This is a genomic window from Streptomyces sp. NPDC059443 (assembly GCF_042750105.1).
Classification (GTDB): Bacteria; Actinomycetota; Actinomycetes; order Streptomycetales; family Streptomycetaceae; genus Streptomyces.
This window is the reverse complement of the sequence record NZ_JBHYVM010000025.1, coordinates 106,993-127,013: the sequence shown is the minus strand read 5'-3', so window position 1 is coordinate 127,013 and position 20,021 is coordinate 106,993. Positions and strand designations below refer to the sequence as shown.

At 72.3% G+C, this 20,021-nt stretch carries 16 protein-coding genes and 1 pseudogene; 16 read left to right on the top strand and 1 reads right to left on the bottom strand.

The annotated features are described in order from the left end of the window. The 3 genes from ACFXDJ_RS23740 to ACFXDJ_RS23730 all read left to right on the top strand — a co-directional run. A partial coding sequence (locus ACFXDJ_RS23740; protein WP_384850234.1) for a carboxylesterase/lipase family protein occupies nt 1-1,373 on the top strand: 1,373 nt, incomplete at its 5' end. A 172-nt stretch (nt 1,374-1,545) separates the two neighbouring features. Continuing rightward, the gene (locus tag ACFXDJ_RS23735; protein WP_384660516.1) at nt 1,546-2,571 is read left to right on the top strand and encodes a LacI family DNA-binding transcriptional regulator; all 1,026 of its coding nucleotides are present in this window, start codon (nt 1,546-1,548) and stop codon (nt 2,569-2,571) included. Between the two features lie 49 nt (nt 2,572-2,620). Next, nucleotides 2,621-3,142, top strand: coding sequence for a hypothetical protein (locus ACFXDJ_RS23730; protein ID WP_384850231.1), 522 nt, complete (start codon nt 2,621-2,623; stop codon nt 3,140-3,142). Nucleotides 3,143-3,349: 207 nt separating this feature from the next. Here the strand turns inward: ACFXDJ_RS23730 and ACFXDJ_RS23725 are convergent, their stop codons facing one another. After that, nucleotides 3,350-4,276, bottom strand: coding sequence for an alpha/beta hydrolase fold domain-containing protein (locus ACFXDJ_RS23725; protein WP_384850228.1), 927 nt, complete (start codon nt 4,274-4,276; stop codon nt 3,350-3,352). 322 nt (nt 4,277-4,598) lie between these two features. Between ACFXDJ_RS23725 and ACFXDJ_RS23720 the strand changes: the two genes are divergently transcribed. From ACFXDJ_RS23720 to ACFXDJ_RS23660, 13 genes and pseudogenes are all read left to right on the top strand, one after another. Then, entirely contained in the window at nt 4,599-5,066 is a 468-nt protein-coding gene (locus ACFXDJ_RS23720; RefSeq protein ID WP_384850225.1) for an ATP-binding protein, read from the top strand. 203 nt (nt 5,067-5,269) lie between these two features. Next, nucleotides 5,270-6,883 (top strand): annotated as a pseudogene (locus tag ACFXDJ_RS23715) (AMP-binding protein); the annotation flags it as partial. A 117-nt stretch (nt 6,884-7,000) separates the two neighbouring features. Continuing rightward, nucleotides 7,001-7,450: an acyl-CoA thioesterase gene (locus ACFXDJ_RS23710; RefSeq protein WP_384850240.1), complete on the top strand. Its 450-nt coding sequence runs from the start codon at nt 7,001-7,003 to the stop codon at nt 7,448-7,450. Continuing rightward, nucleotides 7,441-9,732: an FAD-dependent monooxygenase gene (locus ACFXDJ_RS23705; protein ID WP_384850222.1), complete on the top strand. Its 2,292-nt coding sequence runs from the start codon at nt 7,441-7,443 to the stop codon at nt 9,730-9,732. The genes ACFXDJ_RS23710 and ACFXDJ_RS23705 overlap by 10 nt, the downstream gene beginning before the upstream one ends. 56 nt (nt 9,733-9,788) lie before the next feature. Beyond that, on the top strand, nt 9,789-10,862 hold the full coding sequence (locus tag ACFXDJ_RS23700) for a carbon-nitrogen hydrolase family protein (RefSeq protein WP_384850219.1): 1,074 nt from the start codon (nt 9,789-9,791) through the stop codon (nt 10,860-10,862). Continuing rightward, nucleotides 10,859-11,971, top strand: coding sequence for a cupin domain-containing protein (locus ACFXDJ_RS23695; RefSeq protein WP_384850216.1), 1,113 nt, complete (start codon nt 10,859-10,861; stop codon nt 11,969-11,971). The genes ACFXDJ_RS23700 and ACFXDJ_RS23695 overlap by 4 nt, the downstream gene beginning before the upstream one ends. A 195-nt stretch (nt 11,972-12,166) precedes the next feature. After that, a complete protein-coding gene (locus tag ACFXDJ_RS23690; RefSeq protein ID WP_384654652.1) occupies nt 12,167-13,117 on the top strand; it encodes a fumarylacetoacetate hydrolase family protein in 951 nt (316 codons plus the stop codon). A gap of 113 nt (nt 13,118-13,230) precedes the next feature. Beyond that, nucleotides 13,231-13,974 carry an Asp/Glu racemase gene (locus ACFXDJ_RS23685; protein ID WP_384654697.1) on the top strand — a complete coding sequence of 248 codons (744 nt, stop codon included), beginning with the start codon at nt 13,231-13,233 and terminating at the stop codon, nt 13,972-13,974. Nucleotides 13,975-14,042: 68 nt separating this feature from the next. Continuing rightward, nucleotides 14,043-14,867 (top strand): PaaX family transcriptional regulator C-terminal domain-containing protein, encoded by an 825-nt coding sequence (locus ACFXDJ_RS23680; protein ID WP_384850213.1) that lies wholly within the window; start codon nt 14,043-14,045, stop codon nt 14,865-14,867. Between the two features lie 252 nt (nt 14,868-15,119). After that, entirely contained in the window at nt 15,120-16,496 is a 1,377-nt protein-coding gene (locus ACFXDJ_RS23675; RefSeq protein ID WP_384654658.1) for a GH1 family beta-glucosidase, read from the top strand. Beyond that, complete coding sequence (locus tag ACFXDJ_RS23670; protein ID WP_384654661.1) at nt 16,493-17,764, top strand: MFS transporter; 1,272 nt, start codon at nt 16,493-16,495, stop codon at nt 17,762-17,764. The genes ACFXDJ_RS23675 and ACFXDJ_RS23670 overlap by 4 nt, the downstream gene beginning before the upstream one ends. Before the next feature lie 147 nt (nt 17,765-17,911). Further along, entirely contained in the window at nt 17,912-18,880 is a 969-nt protein-coding gene (locus ACFXDJ_RS23665; protein WP_384654664.1) for a VanW family protein, read from the top strand. A gap of 43 nt (nt 18,881-18,923) precedes the next feature. After that, nucleotides 18,924-20,000 carry a polyprenyl synthetase family protein gene (locus tag ACFXDJ_RS23660; RefSeq protein ID WP_384850210.1) on the top strand — a complete coding sequence of 359 codons (1,077 nt, stop codon included), beginning with the start codon at nt 18,924-18,926 and terminating at the stop codon, nt 19,998-20,000. The last annotated feature ends 21 nt before the right edge of the window (nt 20,001-20,021 follow it).

The following is a 20,021-nucleotide window of genomic DNA, read 5'->3' as shown; positions in this document are numbered from 1 at the left end:
GGGGCGTCCGGGGCGGCGGCGGCGCCCGGCCCCCCCCCCCCTTCGACGAGGACTGCCTGACCCTCAACATCTGGACGCCCGCGGCCGACGACGCCCGGCGACCCGTGCTGGTCTGGATCCACGGCGGCGGCTTCGTCTCCGGCTCGGGATCGCTGCCCGTGTACTCCGGCGAGACCTTCGCCCGCGACGGAGACCTCGTCGTGGTCGGCATCAACTACCGCATCGGCCCCCTGGGTTACCTCTACACCGGCCCGGAGGACCGTACCGGCGACGGCGAGTCCGGCGACGACGGAGCCTTCTTCGGCGAGGGCAGCGGCGCCAACCACTGGCTGACCGACCAGTTGGCCGCCCTGCGCTGGGTGCGGGAGAACATCGCTTCCTTCGGCGGCGACCCGGACTCGATCACCGTCGCGGGCCAGTCGGGCGGCGCGGTGTCCACCGCCGCGCTCGCCGGACTCCCCGAAACCCAGGGACTGATCCGGCGGGTGATCCTGATGAGCCCGCCCTTCGGACTCGATCTCCCCGCCCCCGACGCCCACTCGGAGCGCACCGCCGCCTATCTGGAGATCGCCGGGGTCAAGACCCCGGCCGAACTGCGCTCCCTGCCCTGGCCCGCGCTGATCGGGGCCGGCGGAGGACTCTTCGCCCGGACGATGCGCTGGGGCTACTGGCCGACACCGTTCCTGCCCGTCGTCGACGGCTTCACCCTCCACCGCCACCCGGCCGAGGCCCTGCTGCACGGGGCAGCGGCCGGCATCGAGGTGATGATCGGCTGGACCCGCGAGGAGGCCAACTTCGGCTTCGCGCTGGACGAGGGCTACGCCGCCTCCGACCGCGCGCAGGTGACCGGCCGGATCGCGGACACCTTCGGGCCGGAGGCCGCCCCCGGCGTGTACGCGGCGTACGAGCGCACCCGGCCCGGCGCCCGGCCGGCCGACGTCCTGATGGACCTCATCACGGACGAGCTGTTCCGTGTCCCCGCCGTCCGGCTGGCCGAGGCCAGGGCGGCGGCGGGCCACCCCGTGTGGGCGTACCAGTTCGACCTCCCCTCACCCGCGTACGAGGGCCGGCTCGGCGCGGCACACTGTCTGGAACTCCCCTTCGCCTTCGCGAACTTCGACCAATGGGCCCACGCACCCTTCACCGAGGGACTGACCCCTGCCGTCCGCGACGGCCTCGCGCACACCATGCACCGGGCCTGGATCGCCTTCGCCCGAACCGGCGACCCGAACCACCCGGACATGCCGCGCTGGAACCCGTACGGGAAGGACACGCGCACGACGATGCGCTTCGACTCCGTGGTCACCGCGCTCGACGACCTGGCCGGCGACTCCCGGCGGCTCCACGAGGCGGCGATCCCGCGGCCGTCGTAGCGCTGCGGCCGGAGCGGCGTCCAGGGAGGTCGCGGGGCCGACCGGGGGGCGGCCGGGGGCGCGACCGGGGGCGGTCCCGCACGTCTGGGCGGTCCCGCGCTCCGTTGATCTAACTCGTGTAACCTTCGAAGGGAAGGCAGCGAGCCGATCAAAAGGAGCGTCGAGGGACGTCATGGCCAAAGACACTCCCGCCCCCACGTCCACCCCCGCACGCACGTCGCTCACCAGCGCCGACGTGGCGCGGCTCGCCGGGGTGTCGCGAGCCACGGTCTCCTTCGTCCTCAACGACACCCAGGGCCATCGCGTCAGCGAAGCCACCCGCGCCCGCGTCCTCGACGCCGCCAAGCAGCTCGGCTACGTACCGCACGCCGCGGCCCGGTCCCTGCGTGCCGGTCGCAGCAACCTCGTCCTGATGCCCGCGTCGATCTCCGCGGTCGGGCGTCTCGTCAGCGACTGGGTCGACGATCTCCACAGCGAGCTCGACCGGCGCGGTTACACCGCCGTCCTGCACGCGGGCCGCTTCGCCGACCCCCTCACCGCCGCCCGCGCCTGGGCCGAGCTGCGCCCTGCGGCCGTCGTCGCCCTCGACGGCGACCGGTTCACCCCGGAGGCCGCCGAGCTGCTGCGGCGCGCCGGGGTACGGGGGCTGCTCGCCTTCGCGGCCCACCCCGTGGCGGGCGTGCACACCATCGGCTTCGACCACGCCCGCATCGGCGCCACCGCGGCGGAACACCTGATCGCCCGCGGCCGAACCCGTATCGGCGTGATCATGCCCCAGGAACGCGGCCTCGGCACCCTCGCCGGCCCCCGCCTGGCCGGCGCCGAGTCGGTGGCCGCCCGCCACATGGCCACCGTCGTCCCGGTGGAACTCGCCTACACCCGCGAGTCCGCCACCGCCCTCGCCCGCCGCTGGGCGAGCCTCGGCCTGGACGCCGTGTTCGCCTACAACGACGAGTACGCCGCGCTCCTGCTGCACGCGTTCCGCGCGGAGGGGATCGTCGTACCCGACGACGTGGCGATCGTGGGCTCCGACGACCTGGTCCTCTCCGCCCTCCAGCAGCCCGCCCTGACCTCGATCCGCCTGGACCTGGCCCCGCCCGCCCGCATCGCGGACGCCGTGCACGAACTGATCGAGACGGGCACGACCGCGCCGGTCCCCGACATAGAGGCGATCCTGATCCACCGCCAGACGTCTTAGACCGTCCCCGCGGAGCATGGGGCGCGCGGCCCATGGTTAACCTGACGGCATGTCCATACCCTGGCGATCAAGTGCCGCAGCGCTCCAGGAGATTCTGGGCCGGCACGGCGTCACCCCTGGTGGGGCCTGCGCCATGGAAGCGGCGTGGGCTGCTTTCGAGGAGTTCGTACAGGTCCCGGTCGAAGGGATCGAGGCCACGGACGACGACGGGGACGGCTTCATCGTGGAGTGGGGCGTCTGGGACTGGAACGCCGGTCGGCCCGCGGTGTCCCTGGGACGGCTACTGGCCGTCAATGATGACGGTGACGGTGACGGCGACCGGAGCGATCCGTACTGGCAGCCCCAGTACTGGAAGGTCGAGTTCCAGGCATGCTTTGCCAAAGACCCCGCCTGGGCGGGCCTGCACGTCAGCGGCGCCGGGGACAACGGCTTCGACCATGCCGCCATCGGCGGGCCCGGAGCGGACGCGCTCTCGGCCACACTCCGCCTCATCGAGCAGGACCCCCTCCTCAGTGCGATGTGGCGGTCTACTCCGACCCACACCGAAGTGACGCTGGACCGGGCGGGGTAGGTCCGACCGGCAATAGGCGCCCGGGAGGCGGCGGGGGCATCAGAACGGCGTTTCGGTGACCCCGCCCCCGCTCGGTGACGGCGTCCGGTGTTCGTGGCCGCCCCCCGACGGTCCCGGACACCGGCGCGCCGCCCGGGGCCGGCCGGTTTGGCTTGACCGGTCTCGGCGGGGCCGGCCTGGTTGCGGCGTCCGGGTTACGGGGTGCTGTCAGGCCTTCGCGTTGAGGTGGTGGGTGAGGAAGGTGACGGATTCCGTGACGATGGCTTCGATGTCGGGGGATCCGAGGAAGATGTGGTCGGCGCCTTCGACGGGCCGCAGGGTGGCCTGGCCGCCTGCCCTGGTGAGGGCTTCGGCGAGCTGTTCGCTCTGGCTGTAGGGGACCAGCCCGTCCTGGGTCCCGTGGATGAGGAGGAACGGCGGCGGGGTGGAGCCTGCGGTGGCGTAGGTGACCGGGCTCGCCGCCCTCGCGAGTGCGGGACGGTCGGTTTCAGTGCCGCCCAGCAGGGCGGTGTAGGGGTCGGGGAAGTCCATCCCGGCGGGCAGCGGCGGCATCTCCGGCATGGGATGGTCGGCGATGCTAGTCAGGTCGGAGACTCCGTACCAGTCGACGACAGCCCGTACGCCCGTGTCGCCCGAGCCCACCCCGTGCGTACCCTCCAGTGCGGCCGCGTCGGTGCTGTGCGGGCCGACCAGGCCCGCCAGGGCGGCGAGGTGGCCGCCCGCGGACTCGCCCCACACCCCGATCCGGTCCCCGTCCACGCCCAGGACTGCTGCGAACTTGCGGACGTAGCGGATCGCGGCCTTCACATCGTGCAGCTGAGCCGGGAACGGTGCCTCCAGGCTGTGCCGGTAATCCACCGACACCAACGCCAGACCCGCCGCCGCCACCGCCCCGTGGAGCAGCTCCACCGGCACCGTCGGCGGCGGATAACGCCGGTCGCCGTCCAGCCAGCCACCCCCGTGGATCCACACCACCACCGGGAACGGACCCTCACCCGCCGGAACCCGCACATCCAACAACCGAGGCCGGAAACCCGGCGTCGTTGCATACGTCACCCCATGGAAGTGACGCACCCCCTCTCCGTCCGTCACCGGTATCACCGGTGACTGGAACGGCGGAGGCGGCCACGTCATATCCGCCATCTCAAAGGTGGGAGCGGAAGTGGGGGCAGGGGGCGATTGCGTCATTGAGGCTCTTCCAATCTGCGCGGCCTCGGGGCCGACGGGTCCACATTGAGGTTCTGGTTCCGGTCCAGGCATAGGCGCGGGGCACGGGTTCGTAACGTATGTCCGAAATGCTTGCGCCGGTCCTTGGTGAGACTTAGCTTGTTACACGTGTTACCACAACTCTAGCGACGCGTTTCCGCAGACCACAAGAGCGCGGGCAGTCCGAATCGACTGTCAGTGACACGAGTCAAAGTGCGAGTGTCGTCGCCTTCCCCTCCGGGAGCACGTCATGCTCACCACCACCCCCTTCCCCGCCGGCCCGGTCGTCGACACCCCCTCCCGGGTCCGCGGCTTCGCCCACTGGGCCGCCACCCCCACCGCGGCCACCGTCCCCCTGGTCCGGACCCGCGTCCGCACCCTCCTCGAAGGCTGGCGGGTCGCCGCCGACACCGCGGACGTCCTGCTGCTGGCCGTCAGCGAACTCGTCGGCAATGTCGTCCTGCACGCCGCGGGGCCGGCCACCGGCCGCATGCGCGTCGGGATCACCCTGCGGGGCGGATGGCTCCAGCTCGAAGTCTCCGACCGGGCAGCCTCGCTCCCCCGACTGCCGCACCCCCGGGACGAGGTCGATCCGGATGCCGAGGACGGGCGGGGGCTGCTGATCGTGCAGCTGATGACGGCCGAGAGCGGCGGCGAACTCACCGTCACGGCACACGAGTTCGGGAAATCCGTGCGCGTGCGCGTCCCAGCCGCCTGAGGCCCGTCGAAGCGGGCCGAAGAGGGTCGAAGCGGGCCGGCAGGCTCCGGGAGCGGCGCCGCATCCGGCGCCGGGGGTGCGGCCTCAGGCCAGGCGCCGGGAGGCCGGTCCCGCATTGAAATATCGCGAAGAATTGACGGACGCCAAAATATCGAGATACTTGGCCCATCTCCCCCGCTGCTCCCTGATTGAGGTGCCGCCCCATGGAGCTCTCCCCCTCGGCACATGCCGACTCCTTCTGCCGCGACCGGCTTCCCCCGTTCCACCTCTGGCCCGAACTCCACTTCGATCTGCCGGAGTTGGACTACCCGGACCGGCTCAACTGCGCCCGCAGCCTGCTCGACGACGCCGTCGAGCGCTGGGGCCCCGACCGCCCCTGTCTGCTCACTCCGACCGAGCGCTGGAGCTACGGCGAACTGCGGCAGCGTGCCGACCAGGTCGCCCAGGTGCTCACCGAGGACCTGGGCCTGTTGCCCGGGAACCGGGTTCTGCTGCGCGGGCCGAACAACCCCTGGCTCGTCGCCGCCTGGTTCGGCGTGCTCAAGGCCGGCTGCGTGGCCGTCACCACCGTGCCGCTGCTGCGCGCCTCCGAGCTCGCCGAGCTGTGCGGGATCAGCCGGCCCTCCGTGGCCCTGTGCGACCACCGCTACCTCGACGAGCTCACCGACGCGGCGGCCGCCGATGACGGAGCGAACCTCCGGGTGATCCCGTACGGCGGCTCCGGCCCCGGCGACCTCACGGCCCGCTGCGCCGCCAAGGACGGTGCCTTCGACACCGTGGACACCGCCGCGGACGACGTGGCGCTGATCGCCTTCACTTCCGGTACGACCGGGCGACCCAAGGCCACCCTGCATTTCCACCGGGACGTCCTCGCCAACGCCGACACGTTCTCCCGGCACGTCCTGCGTCCCCGCGCCGACGACGTGTTCACCGGCACCCCGCCGCTCGCGTTCACCTTCGGCCTCGGCGGCCTGGTGGTCTTCCCGCTGCACGTCGGTGCCTCGACCCTGCTCATCGAGCAGGCGACGCCCCGGCAGCTGGCCGACCTGGTCGCCGCGCACGGGGTGACCGTCCTGTTCACCGCGCCCACCGCCTACCGGGCGATCATGGCCGAGGGCGCCACCGGCCTGCTGGCCGGCCTGCGCCGCTGCGTGTCGGCGGGTGAGCCCCTGCCCTCCGCCGTGTGGGAGGAGTTCCACGCCGCTACGGGGCTGCGCATCATCGACGGCATCGGCGCGACCGAGATGCTGCACGTGTTCATCTCCGCGGCCGACGAGGACATCCGGCCCGGCTCCACGGGCCGACCCGTACCCGGTTACCGGGCCGCCGTGGTCGACGAGCACGGCGCCCCCGTCCCCGACGGGCAGCCCGGCCTGCTCGCCGTGACCGGTCCCACCGGTTGCCGCTATCTCGACGATCCCCGCCAGTCCACGTACGTCCGGGGCGGGTGGAACCTCACCGGTGACACCTACATCCGCGATGCCGAGGGCTACTTCTGGTACGTGGCCCGCAGTGACGACATGATCGTCTCCTCGGGCTACAACATCGCGGGGCCCGAGGTCGAGAAGGCCCTGGCCGGTCATCCCCACGTGGCGGACTGCGGTGTCGTCGGGGTCCCCGACGAACGCCGCGGCATGCTCGTGAAGGCGTACGTGGTGCTGCGCGCCGGGGTCCCGGCCGGGCCGGCGACCGTCCTGGAGCTCCAGTCCCACGTCAAGGCGGCCATAGCCCCGTTCAAGTACCCCCGCTCCGTGGAGTTCGTCACCGAGCTCCCGCGCACCGAGACCGGAAAGCTCCGGCGCGGTGAACTCCGCACCCGGGCAAGGGAGTCGGCCACCCTGCACGCGCCGGCTCCACCGGAGGCCAAGGCCACGGCCACGGCCGACGCCACGGCCGACGAGGGCGGATGCGCCGCCGGATGCCCCGAGGCCCGGGTGCCGCACCTGCCCAGCGTCGTCGTCGAGCGGCGCGTCGAGTGGCCCGACACCGACGCCGCCGGCCATTACCACCACTCCACGGTGGTGCGCTGGGTCGAGGCCGCCGAAGCCGTGCTGCTCCGCCGGCTGGGCCTGTCCCACCTGTTCGGCAGCACGCCCCGCGTCCACTTCGAGGCCGACTACCGGGCCCGGCTCTGGTTCGGCGAGGCCGTCCGGACGGAGCTGCGCATCACCAAGGTCGGTACGAGCTCCCTCCACTACGCCTTCACCGTCCACGGCGAGGAGGGCACGGAAGCCGCCAGCGGCCGCATGGTCATCGCCCATTCCGCGGCCCGCGCCACCGGGACCACCCCCTGGCCCGCCGAGGTCCGGGAGGTCCTCACGAAGGCGGGCCCCCAGGCCCCCGAACTGATCGAGAACGTCCGAGGAGGCGCCCCGTGCGCGTAGCAGTCATCGGAGGCGGGCCGGGCGGCCTGTACTTCGCCGCCCTGGCCAAGCAGCTCTCCCCGCACTGGGAGCTCACCGTCTGGGAGCGCAACGCTCCCGACGACACCTTCGGCTTCGGGGTCGTCTTCTCCGACGAGACCCTCGACGGCATCGCGCAGGCGGATCCCGCCGTGCACGAGGCGATGTCGGCGGAGTTCGCCCGCTGGAGCGACATCGACGTCCGCCGTCGCGGCCGGACCCTCACCTCCGGCGGGCACGGTTTCGCCGCCCTGGGCCGCCGCCGGCTGCTGGGCATCCTCCAGGAGCGGTGCGCCGCCCTGGAAGTGGACGTCCGCTACCGGACCCAGGCCCCGCCCGCGGAGCAACTCGCCGCCGAATACGACCTGGTGGTCGCCTGCGACGGCGTACGGTCGGCCACGCGCGCCGCCTATGCCGACACCTTCGCCACCGACCTCGACGAGCGCTCCGGCCGCTACATGTGGCTCGGCACCGACAAGGTCTTCGAGGCCTTCACCTTCATCGTCGAGGAGCGGGACTTCGGCACCCTCCAGGTACACGCGTACCCGTACGACGACACGCGTTCCACCTTCATCGTCGAGATGGACGAGGACACGTGGCGGCGCGGCGGCTTCGACGCGTCCGCGGGCCTCGACCTGCCGCCCGGGGCCAGCGACGAGGAGGGCATCCGGCGCTGCGAGGAGATCTTCGCGGGCCATCTGGACGGCCACCGACTCATCCCCAACAACTCCAAGTGGCTCCGCTTCACGACCGTGCGCAACCGCACCTGGCGGCACGCCAACACCGTGCTGCTCGGGGACGCCGCGCACACCGCGCACTTCTCCATCGGCTCCGGCACCAAACTCGCCATGGAGGACGCCCTCGCGCTGGCCGCCTGTCTGCACGAGCACCCCGACGTGCCGAGCGCGCTGGCCGCGTACGAGGACGAGCGCAAGCCCGTGGTGGAGTCCACCCAGCGCGCGGCCCAGGCCAGCCTCGAATGGTTCGAGAACATCGACCGGTACGCCGACCAGGACCCGGAGCAGTTCGCCTTCAACCTGCTGACCCGCAGCCGTCGCGTCACGTACGACGGACTGCGCGCCCGCGACGAGGAGTTCACCACCGCCGTCAACGTCTCCGCGCCGGTTCCGCCGATGTTCCAGCCGCTGCGGCTCGGCGGACTGCGCCTGCGCAACCGCGTCGTCGTACCGCCCATGGCCCTGTCCGCGGCCCCCGACGGGATCCCGGGCGACTTCGAGCTCGTCCAGCTCGGTACGCAGGCCCTCGGTGGCGCGGCCCTGGTCATCGCCGGGATGACGGCCGTCAGCGCCGCCGGCCGGACCGGCGCGGACTGTGCGGGCCTGTGGACCGACGAGCAGGAGGCCGCCTGGCGGCGCATCGCCGGCTTCGTGCACGGCCAGTCGGACACCTGCCTCGGCATCCAGCTCACCCACGCGGGCCGCCGGGCTTCCGAGGGGCCGCTGCTGGCCGCGTCGGCGCTGCCCTGGGACGAAGGCGGCCCGGTGCCGCGCGAGGTGGACCGGGCCGATATGGACCTGGTCGTACGGGACTTCGTGCGCGCGGCCGAGCGCGCCGACCGGGCCGGCTTCGACGTGCTGGAACTCCAGTACGGGCACGGTCACTTGATGTCCGGGTTCCTGTCCCCGCTGACCAACCGGCGCACCGACGAGTACGGCGGAGACGTCGCCGGGCGGCTGCGCTTCCCGCTCGAAGTGCTGGGCGCGGTAAGGGTGGTGTGGCCAGCCGAGAAGGCGCTGCTGGTGCGGATCTCCGCCGCCGACTGGGCGGCGGGCGGGCTCAGCGAGGCCGACGCCGTGGAGATCGCCCGCGCCCTCACCGGGGCGGGAGCCGACGCGATCGACGTCTCGACGGGCGAGGTCGTGTCCCACGAACGGCCCCGCTTCGGCCGCAGTTACCAGACCCCGTACGCCGATCTGATCCGCAACGCCACCGGGGCGGTGACCATCGCCGTCGGCGCGATCTCCACGTACGACGACGTGAACTCGGTGATCCTGGCCGGCCGGGCCGACCTGTGCGCCGTCGGCCGCGCCCAGATCCACGATCCCCTGTGGACCCTGCACGCGGCCGCCGCCCAGGGCTACCACGGGCCCGCCGCGCCCTGGGCCCGGTCCTGGCGGGCCGGCAGCGGAAGGCCGCCGGCCGGCCGCACCGACCGGGTCCCGCCCCGCCTCGAACTGCTACGGCAGCCCGCCGCACCGGTGCACCAGCGCTGGCTGCCGCGCGTCACCGCGCCCACCCACTGACGACCAGACGACTCACGACCAGACGACCTGACGACCTGACGACCATCGGAGATCCCATGGAGACCCGACCCCCGAACGGCCCATCCCCCTACAGTCCGCCCCCGTACAGCCTGCCGCGCTTCACCGCGGCGGCGGTGCAGGCCTCCCCCGTCTACCTCGACCCCACCGCCACCGTCGACAAGGCCGTCGCCCTGATCGCCGAAGCCGCCGGGAACGGGGCCGAACTCGTCGTCTTCCCCGAGGTGTTCGTCCCCGGCTATCCGTACTGGAACTGGACGATGAACCCGGTCCAGGGCTCGCCCTGGTTCGAGCGGCTGCACCGCGCGTCCGTGGACATCCCCGGCCCGCACGTCGACGCCCTGCGCGCGGCGGCCCGCCAGTACGGGATCGTCCTCGTCATCGGGGTCAACGAGCGCGCCCCGCACAGCCTCGGCGTCCTCTACAACACCCTGCTCACCATCGGCCCCGACGGTGAAATCCTGGGCGTGCACCGCAAGTTGGTGCCCACCTGGGCCGAGAAGCTCACCTGGACCGGCGGCGACGGCAGCTCGCTGCGCGTCCACCGGACCCCCGTCGGGCCGCTCGGTGCCCTCGCCTGCGGGGAGAACACCAACACCCTGGCCCGTTTCACCCTCCTCGCGCAGGGCGAACTGGTCCACGCCTCCTGTTACATCGCCCTGCCCGTGGCACCGGCCGACTACGACATGGCCGACGCCATCGCCGTACGGACCGCCGCCCACAGCTTCGAGGGCAAGGTCTTCTCCGTGGTCGCCTGCTCCACGGTCTCCCCGGAGATCATCGACACCGTCGCCGGGGAGGACGAGGAGCTCCGGGCCCTGTTCAGCCGCCCGCGCAGCGCCCTGTCCGGGATCTTCGGCCCCGACGGCCGCCCGGTCACGGAACCGCTCGTCGACGAAGAGGGCATCGTCTACGCCGAGATCGACCTGGCCCGGTGCATCCAGCCCAAGCAGATGCACGACATCACCGGGCACTACAACCGCTTCGACGTCTTCCGCCTCGAAGTCGACAACCGGCCCCGTACGCCGGTCAGTTTCACCGCACCCCCGGCCGGACCCCTGTACCACCCCCTGCCCGGCACCCCGTACGCCACTCCCGAGGAGGAAGCATGACCATCGAACAGGACGACACCGCCATCGGCCGGGCGCGGGTCCTCGACACCCCCGAACTCACCGCGTACTACGCCGAGCTCGAAGCCCGCGAGGCCGGCGCGCTGTGGACCGTGGCCAATGACATCGAGCCCTGGTACCCGCAGCCCAAGTCCGTTCCCGTGCTGTGGCGTTACGAGGAGCTGCGCCCCCTCGTCCACAAGGCCCTGGACCTCGTCCGGGCCGACGACGCGGGCCGCCGCGTGGTCATGCTCGTCAACCCCGGCCGCAAGGACGTCAGCGCCGCCGCCGGGCTCCTCTACACCGGACTGCAGATCATGGGACCCGGCGAGGCCATGACCGCCCACCGCCACCAGGCAGCCGCGCTGCGCTTCGTCCACGAGGGCACCGGGGCGTGGACGATCGTCGACGGCCAGAAGCTGAAGGTCGGCCCGCGCGACTTCGCCATCACCCCCAACGGCACCTGGCACGAGCACGGGAACGACGGCGCGGACGCCCCGGTGATCTGGCAGGACGGCCTGGACATCCCGCTGGTCAACGCCCTCGACGCCGGTTTCTACGAGGTCCACCCCGACCTGTACCAGCAGCCCGGGAAGGTGATCAACTCCTCGGTCCTGACCTACGCCGCGAACCTGCTCCCGTACGGCTCCGAGACCTGGACCCGGCCCTACTCCCCGCTCCTGGCCTATCCGTGGGAGCAGACCTACGAGGCCCTGCTCGGCCTCGCCCGGGCCACCGAGGGCTCCCCGTACGACGGGGTCATCGCGGAGTACGCCAACCCGGTGACCGGCGGCTCGGTCATGCCCACCATGAGCGCCCACATGCAGCTGCTGCGCCCGGGTCAGGCCACGCTGGCCCACCGCCACACCGGATCGGTGATCTACACGGCGGCCAAGGGCTACGGGGTCTCGGTGATCGCCGGGCAGCGCTTCGAGTGGAAGCAGGGCGACGTCTTCTGCGTCCCGTCCTGGGCCTGGCACGAGCACCACAACCTCGACGCCTCCGAGGACGCCTGCCTGTTCTCCTTCAACGATTTCCCCGTCATGCGCTCCCTCGGCTTCCACCGCGAAGAGGCGTACCCGGACAACGGCGGCCACCAGCCCGCCTCCTGAGCCGCTCGCGCCGAGCCACCACCCCCGAGCCGCCACCCCCGAGCCGCGTCGCCGTACCGGACCGCCGGCCCTGACACCGGTCCCGGTACGGCGGCGCTCCGAACAGCGCCCCGCACGCCCGTTCCACCCCGCCCACCCCGCCCACCCCGCCCGCCCCGCCCGCCCCGCCCGCCCCGACTCTCCGAGGAGCCACCGATGCGCCTGGTGACGTACACCACCACCCACACGCCCGACACCACCGGCACCACCGACACCACCGCCCCCGAGGCCCGGCTGGGCGCCCAGGTCGACGACCTGGTCCTCGACCTCGCGGTCCTCGCCCGGCACGCCGGTGTGGATCTGCCCTCCGGGCTGCTCGCGTTCGTCCGGGCCGGCAGCCCCGCCCTGGAGACCGCCGCCCGGCTGCTGGAGGGCGACCCGGCCGGCCGGCCCGCCGAGGCCGTCCACCGGCTCGAAGACCTCACGCTGTGCGCGCCGCTGCGCCCCGGGAAGATCATCGGGGTCGGGCTGAACTACGTGGAGCACGTGGCGGAATCCAGCCGCAGCCTGGACACCGACAAGGAACTCCCCCCGCGCCCGGTGCTGTTCTCCAAGCCCGCCACCGCCGTCACCGGCCCCGGACAGCCCATCCTGCACAACGCCGATCTCACCACCCAGCTGGACTGGGAGTGCGAACTCGCCGTGGTCATCGGCCGCACCGCCTTCCGGGTGACGGAGGAGGAGGCGTACGACCACATCTTCGGCTACAGCATCGTCAACGACATCAGCGCCCGGGACCAGCGCCGCTCGGGCCAGTGGTTCTTCTCCAAGGGCCAGGACTCCTACGCCCCCTTCGGCCCCGCCGTGGTCACCGCCGACGAGGTCCCGGACCCGATGGCCCTGGATCTCGAACTGCGGGTCAACGGGGTCACGAAGCAGAAGTCCAACACCCGCCACATGCTGTTCCCCATCGCCCGGCTCATCGCCGACATCAGCTCCGGCGTGACCCTGGAGCCCGGTGACGTCATCGCGACGGGCTCCCCCTCCGGCGTCGGGGCCGGCATGGTGCCGCCCGAGTTCCTCGTCCCCGGTGACACGGTCGAGGCCACCGTCGAGCTCATCGGCACCCTCGCCAACCCGGTCGTCGACGCGCGCCGGATTCGTTGAGAGCCGAAAGAACGCAAAGCCAAGAGAACCAAGAAGACCGAGAGAAGCGAGGAGTGCCCGTGTCGCCCCGTACCTACCGCATCGGCCAGATCGTGCCGAGTTCGAACGTCACCATGGAGACCGAGGTCCCCGCGATCCTGCGCGCCCGCGCGGCCATCGCGCCGGACGAGCGGTTCACCTTCCACTCCAGCCGCATGCGCATGACCCATGTGACCCCGGAGCAGCTCAGGGCCATGGACGCCGACTCCGACCGCTGCGCCCTGGAGCTCTCGGACGCGCGCGTCGACGTGCTCGGCTATGCCTGCCTGGTGGCCATCATGAGCATGGGCCTGGGCTACCACCGCACCTCCGAGGAGCGCCTGCACGCCCGTACCGTGGAGAACGGGGCCCCCGCCCCCGTGGTCACGAGTGCCGGGGCCCTGGTCCACGGGCTGCACACCATCGGCGCCAAGAAGGTGGCGCTGCTGGCCCCGTACATGCGTCCCCTGACGCAGACCGTCGTCGACTACCTCACCCACGAGGGCATCGAAGTCCTCGACTACCAGGCCCTGGAGATCCCGGACAACCTCGACGTCGCCGCCCACGATCCGGCCAGGCTGCCCGGCCTGGCCCGCGCCCTGGACCACTCCGACGCGGACGCGATCGTCCTCTCCGCCTGCGTGCAGATGCCCTCGCTCGGCGCCATCGAGGAGGCCGAGCAGCTGCTCGGGAAGCCGGTCGTCTCGGCGGCCGTCTGCACCGCCCACCAGATGCTGCGTGCCCTGGACCTCGCGGCCGTGGCTCCCGGAGCGGGGCACCTGCTCTCCGGCGCCTACGCGCGCTCGCCCCTGGCACGGGGGGCCGCGATCGGGGAATGACGGACCGGGAGGGAGGCCGGGGACGCGCCGCTCGGTAGGATCACCACCGCACTCTACGGAAGGTGATCATGTCGGACAGTCCGCTCAGGCCCAGCTCGCTGATCAGTACGGTCTACGGGGCGTTCCTGCGCGGGAGCGGCGGCTGGATCTCCATCGCCGACCTGATCACCCTCATGTCGGAGCTCGACGTGGACAGCCAGGCGGTGCGCTCGGCGATCTCCCGGCTCAAGAAGAAGGGCGTCCTCGAACCGGAGCGCCGCGGAGCCACCGGATACCGGCTCAGCCCCGCCGTCCACCCCGTCTTCGACGCGGGCGACCGGCGCATCTTCGCCAGCCTGGAACCGGCGGACCTGGCGGACGGCTGGGCCCTGGCGGTGTTCTCCGTACCGGAGTCCGAGCGCTCCCACCGCTACCAGCTGCGCACCCGGCTGACCTGGCTCGGCTTCGGGAACATCGCCCCCGGCGTGTGGCTGGCGCCGGGGCGGCTCCTGGAGGACGCGCGCGACATGCTCGTGCGGCTCGGACTCAGCGAGTACGTCCACCTGTTCGCGGCGGCCGACTACGCCGCATTCAGCGATCTGTCCGGGGCGGTGAGCTCCTGGTGGGACTTCCCCGCGATCCAGGCGCAGTACGCGGCCTTCACCGCCGCGTACGCGCCGGTCGCGGCCCGGCTCGCCGGGCCGGACGGCCTTGACGATGCCGAGGCGTTCCGCCACTACGTCCCGATGCTCACCGAGTGGCGCCGCCTTCCCTACCTCGACCCGGGTCTCCCCGCCGAACTGCTTCCCGCGGACTGGAACGCCGTCGCCGCCCGTCAGGTCTTCCAGCAACTGCACGAGGTGCTGGCCGGGCCGGGCCTGCGACACGTACGGAGCGTCACCGCGCTCGACTAGGGCGAAGCCCGGTCGGAGTCGAGCCCGGTCGGAGCCAAGCCGGTCAGAGCGAAGCCCGGTCAGGGCGGAACGGTTCGAGATCCACTTTCGGTACACGCCCCCGGGACGACGCGCGCCGGTAAAAGTTGAGGATTGTTCACTTTCCATTGACAGGGCGGGGCCGGGGACCCGACAGTGCCGTGAGCAACGCGTCCAGCAGCGCCGCCCACGGCCCTGTTGGGGATCCGCACTCCCCGACCGAAGCGAGTCCGCATGACAGCGCCCGCACCCCAGTTCCCGGCCGGCTTCCTCTGGGGAGTCTCCGCCTCCGCCTTCCAGATCGAGGGCTCCCCGACGGCGGACGGCCGGGGGCCGTCCTCCTGGGACGCCTTCACCAAGGAGCAGGGGCGCGTCAAGGACGGCTCGCACGCGGACGTGGCCACCGACCACTACCGCCGCTACCGCGAGGACGTGGCGCTCATGTCCCAACTCGGCGTCGGCGCCTACCGGTTCTCGGTCTCCTGGTCCCGCGTCCTGCCCGAGGGCCACGGCCCGGTCAACCTCAAGGGGCTGGACTTCTACGACCGCCTCGTGGACGAGCTGTGCGCCTCGGGGATCGACCCGGTGCCCACGCTCTTCCACTGGGACACCCCGCTCGCCCTGGAGGAGCGGGGCGGCTGGCTCAGCCGCGACACCGCCGGGCGGTTCGCGGAGTACGCCTCGGTGGTCGCGCAGCGACTGGCCGACCGCGTACCCATGTGGATCACCATCAACGAGCCCGCCGAAGTGACCCTGCTCGGCTACGGACTCGGCGAGCACGCCCCCGGCAAGCAGCTCGTCTTCGACGCCCTGCCCGCGGCCCACCACCAGCTCCTGGCCCACGGCCTGGGCGTACAGGCCCTGCGCGCGGCGGGTGCCCGGCGGATCGGCATCGCGGCATCGCACAGCCCCGTCTGGACGGCCGGCGACGGCGAGGCCGACCGCGAGGCCGCCGCGCTGTACGACACGCTCACGAACCGCCTCTTCGCGGACCCGATCCTGACCGGCGCCTACCCGGACGGCCTGGACGCGCTCCTGCCCGGTCCGGTCGCGGAGGACCTGAAGGCGATCTCGGCCCCGCTGGACTGGTACGGGATCAACTACTACAACCCGATGCTCGTCGGCGCCCCGGCACCGGCCGGCGACGCCTCCGCCTTCGGCGGCATCGAGATCCCCTCCGACCTCCCCTTCTCCATCCGGCAGATCGAAGGGTACGAACGCACCGACTTCGACTGGCCGGTGGTCCCGGACGGACTGCGCGAACTGCTCGCCACCATGCGCGAGCGGTACGGTGACCGGCTGCCGCCGGTGTACATCACCGAGAACGGCTGCTCCTACGGGGACGGGCCGGACCCCGCCACGGGCCGCATAGCCGACGCGCGCCGGATCGCGTACCACGAGGGCCACGTACGCGCCCTGCACGAGGCGATCGCCGAGGGCTCCGACGTCCGCGGCTACTTCATCTGGTCGATCCTCGACAACTTCGAGTGGGCGGAGGGGTACCGGCAGCGGTTCGGGCTCGTCCACGTCGACTACGAGACGCAGCGGCGGACGCCGAAGGAGTCGTACGCCTGGTACCGGGACCTGATCAAGAGCGGCAGCGGCAGATGACCGTCGAGCGGCCGGACGCAAAGACCGGCACCGGGGCGGACGGCACCTCCCCGGGCGCCGCCGCCGAACCGGGCGGGCGGTGGGTGGGCGCGCTGACCCTCGCCAACCTCGGGGTCTGGGCCGGCTGGTTCGGCCCGCTGCAACTGCTCCTGGCGCGCCAGACCGAGCAGCTCACCCCCGACCACAAGGCGACCACCCTCGCCGTGGTGACGGGACTGGGCGCGGCCGTGTCGATGGTCGCCAACCCCGTCTTCGGGGCCCTGTCCGACCGTACGACGGCGCGCGTGGGCCGCCGGATCCCCTGGGTGGCAGGCGGTGTCGTGGGCGGGGCCGCCGGGCTGGCGGTCCTCTCCCTGGCTTCGAGCGTCGCCACCGTGATCGCGGGCTGGTGCCTGGTCCAGCTCGCGCTCAACGCCGCGTTCGCCGCACTGACCGCGGCCGTCCCCGACCAGGTGCCGCCCCGGCGGCGGGGTCTGGTCGGCGGCTGGCTCGGCGTCTCGCAGGTCGTCGGCATCCTGATCGGCACGGGGCTGGCCACGGTCGCGGGCGGGATCACCGCCGGGTACCTGGCCTGCGCGGGGTTCTCGGTCCTCGCGGCCGTGCCGTACGTGCTGATGCGGCGCGACAGCGTCCTCGCCCCCGCCGCCCGGCCGGTCTTCCGCTGGCGGGCCTTCCTCACCGGCTTCTGGATCGATCCGCGCCGCCATCCCGACTTCGGCTGGGCCTGGCTCACCCGGTTCCTGATGAACCTGTCCTACTCCATCAGCACGATGTACCTGCTCTACTACCTGACCGACGCGGTGCACTACACCGACGACGCGGACACCGGCGTGCTGATCCTCACCGCGCTCAACGCGGTCACCCTGCTCGCCACGGTGGTGATCAGCGGCATCAGGTCGGACCGCAGCGGCCGGCGGAAGTCCTACGTCATCTGGTCGGGGCTGGTCATCTCCGCGGCCACCCTGCTGCTGGCCGGCTGGCAGACCTGGACCGGCGCGGTCGTCGCCTCGCTGATCCTCGGCCTCGGCTTCGGCGTGTACACATCGGTGGATTTCGCCCTGCTCACGGACGTACTGCCGACGGCGGAAGACCGCGGCAAGGACCTCGGCGTCATCAACATCGCCAACGCGCTGCCCCAGGTCCTGGCCCCGGTGATCGCGGCCCCGGTCGTGACCCACCTCGGCGGGTACACCGCCCTGTACGCACTCGCGGGCGGACTGGCGCTCGTCGGGTCGGTCCTGGTCCGCCGGATCCGGTCGGTCCTTTAGACGGCCCGGGTCGCCCCGGGCGTGAGCATCCGCACATTCTGACCGTTTTGGTCAGAAATGGGCTCACCATTGTCTTCGGTCTGGTGGATTTCGGTTTCGGGATGGCTGCCAGGCGCCGAACCGACATTCCTCAGCGATGGGAACGACATGCGACGCGCACACCGCCGGACGGCCACCAAGCGGATCGCCCTGACCTCGGCCGGCGTGGCGGCCGTCCTCGGCTTCAGCGCCCTCTCCCTGGGCACCGCGACCGCCGCCGAGGCTCCGGGCCAGGGGCAGAGCCAGACCCAGAACCAGGGTCAGACCCAGAACCAGGGCCGGACCCAGGCCGGCCAGCAGCTCTCCTCCTTCACCGTCGCCTTCCCCTCCGCGCCCTACCGCACCCACAACATCGCGCGCGCCGTGGAGCTCATCAACGGCGGCGTGGTCCAGCCGGGGCAGACGTGGAGCTTCAACGGGACGGTCGGGGAGCGGACCCCGGAGAACGGCTTCGTCGACGGCATCATGATCAACGACGGCCGCTACGTGAAGTCCCCCGGCGGCGGTGTCTCGGCGGTCGCGACGACCATGTACAACGCCATGTTCTTCGCCGGTCTCAAGCCGGTGGAGCACGGGGCCCACTCCTTCTACATCGAGCGCTACCCCGAGGGCCGCGAGGCCACCGTCGCCTGGGGCACCCTCGACCTGCGCTGGCAGAACGACTCCGGGCACCCCGTCTCCATCCGCGCCACCTCGACCGACACCTCGGTGACCATCACCCTGCTCGGCACGAAGAAGTACGACGAGATACGCGCGACCAAGGGGCCCCGCACCCACACCACCCCGCCGGTCCAGCGCACGGTCTCCGGACCCACCTGCGAGGTCCAGACCCCCCTGGAGGGCTTCGACGTCTCCGTGGGCCGGATCTTCGTCCGGGGCGGGCAAGAGGTGAAGCGCGAGACCTTCCGTACGCACTACACCCCGCGCGACGAGATCATCTGCGCCCCGGAGTCCCCGACGGCCCCGGCGAGCCCCGGCACCGGCGCCACCCCCGGCACGCCCAGCACCCCCGGCGCCCAGAGCACGCCCGCGAGCCCGCCCGCCGAGTCCCCCGCACCGGCCCCCAGCCACACCTGACCCGGCCCGGGCGGGTGGTCGCCGCGGCCCGATACTGATCTTCATGAACGACACGGCCACCGCTACCGCCCTCGCCCTCACCCTGGAGCGGATCCACGGACACCGGACCCGTTTCGACGCCCGCTTCGAGCGGTACTTCGACACCCTCGGCGACCGGCTCGACACCCCGCTGCCGAGCCGGTTCGCGCCGCGCTGCCTGGAGCTCCTGCGCGAGCTGTCGATGCGCGGCGGGAAGCGTCTGCGGGTGGTACTGCTCCACGAGGCCGCCCGGCTGGTCACCACCGAGGAGCCGCCGGGGCTGGCGGAGGCCGGGCTGAGCCTGGAGCTGCTGCAGACCCACGGGCTGGTCCACGACGACATCATCGACGACGCGCCGCTTCGGCGCGGCGGTCCTTCCACGTACTACGCCTACCGCCGGGAGCTCCCCGGCGACCTGCCGGCCGCCCTCGGCCTCGCCGTGCTGGCGGGGGACCTCGCCGCGTTCCTGTCGATGCAGGTGCTGCTAGAGGCCGAGGTCTCCGCCGAGCTCCGCCAGGCCCTGCTGGCCGTCCAGATACGCACGGCCGCCGAGACCGTGGCCGGACAGATCGCGGACCTGGAGCGGGACACCCTCGGGGACCCCGACGAGGAGTTCCTGCACGCCGTCACGGACTTCAAGAGCGCCCGGTACTCCATCCTGGCCCCGCTGACCATGGGCTTGCTGGCCGCGGGCGAGGACCCCGCACCACACCGCGAGCGGCTGCACCGGTACGCGCGCCTCGTGGGGATCGGCGAGCAGATGCACGACGACTACCTGGACCTGTTCGGCGAGGCCGAGCAGGTGGGCAAGTCGACCGGGGCGGACCTGCGCGCCGGGCGCCGCACCTACGCCGTCAACGCGGTACTGGACTGCGTGCGCGGGTCCGACGCCGCCCTGGTGGAAGCCGCGCTCGGCGACCCCGGATGCACGGACGCCACGATCTCCCGGATCCGGGAGATGGCCCGCTCCGGCGGCGCCGACCGGCGGCTGCGCGCGGAGATCCGCCGGTACGCGGCCGCGGCGGCCGCCCCCGACCGCGACGAGGCGCCCCCCCCGGCGCCGGCGCGCGCGGACAGAAAAGACCGACCGACCAGCGGGTGAAAACACCACCGAGGAACCGGG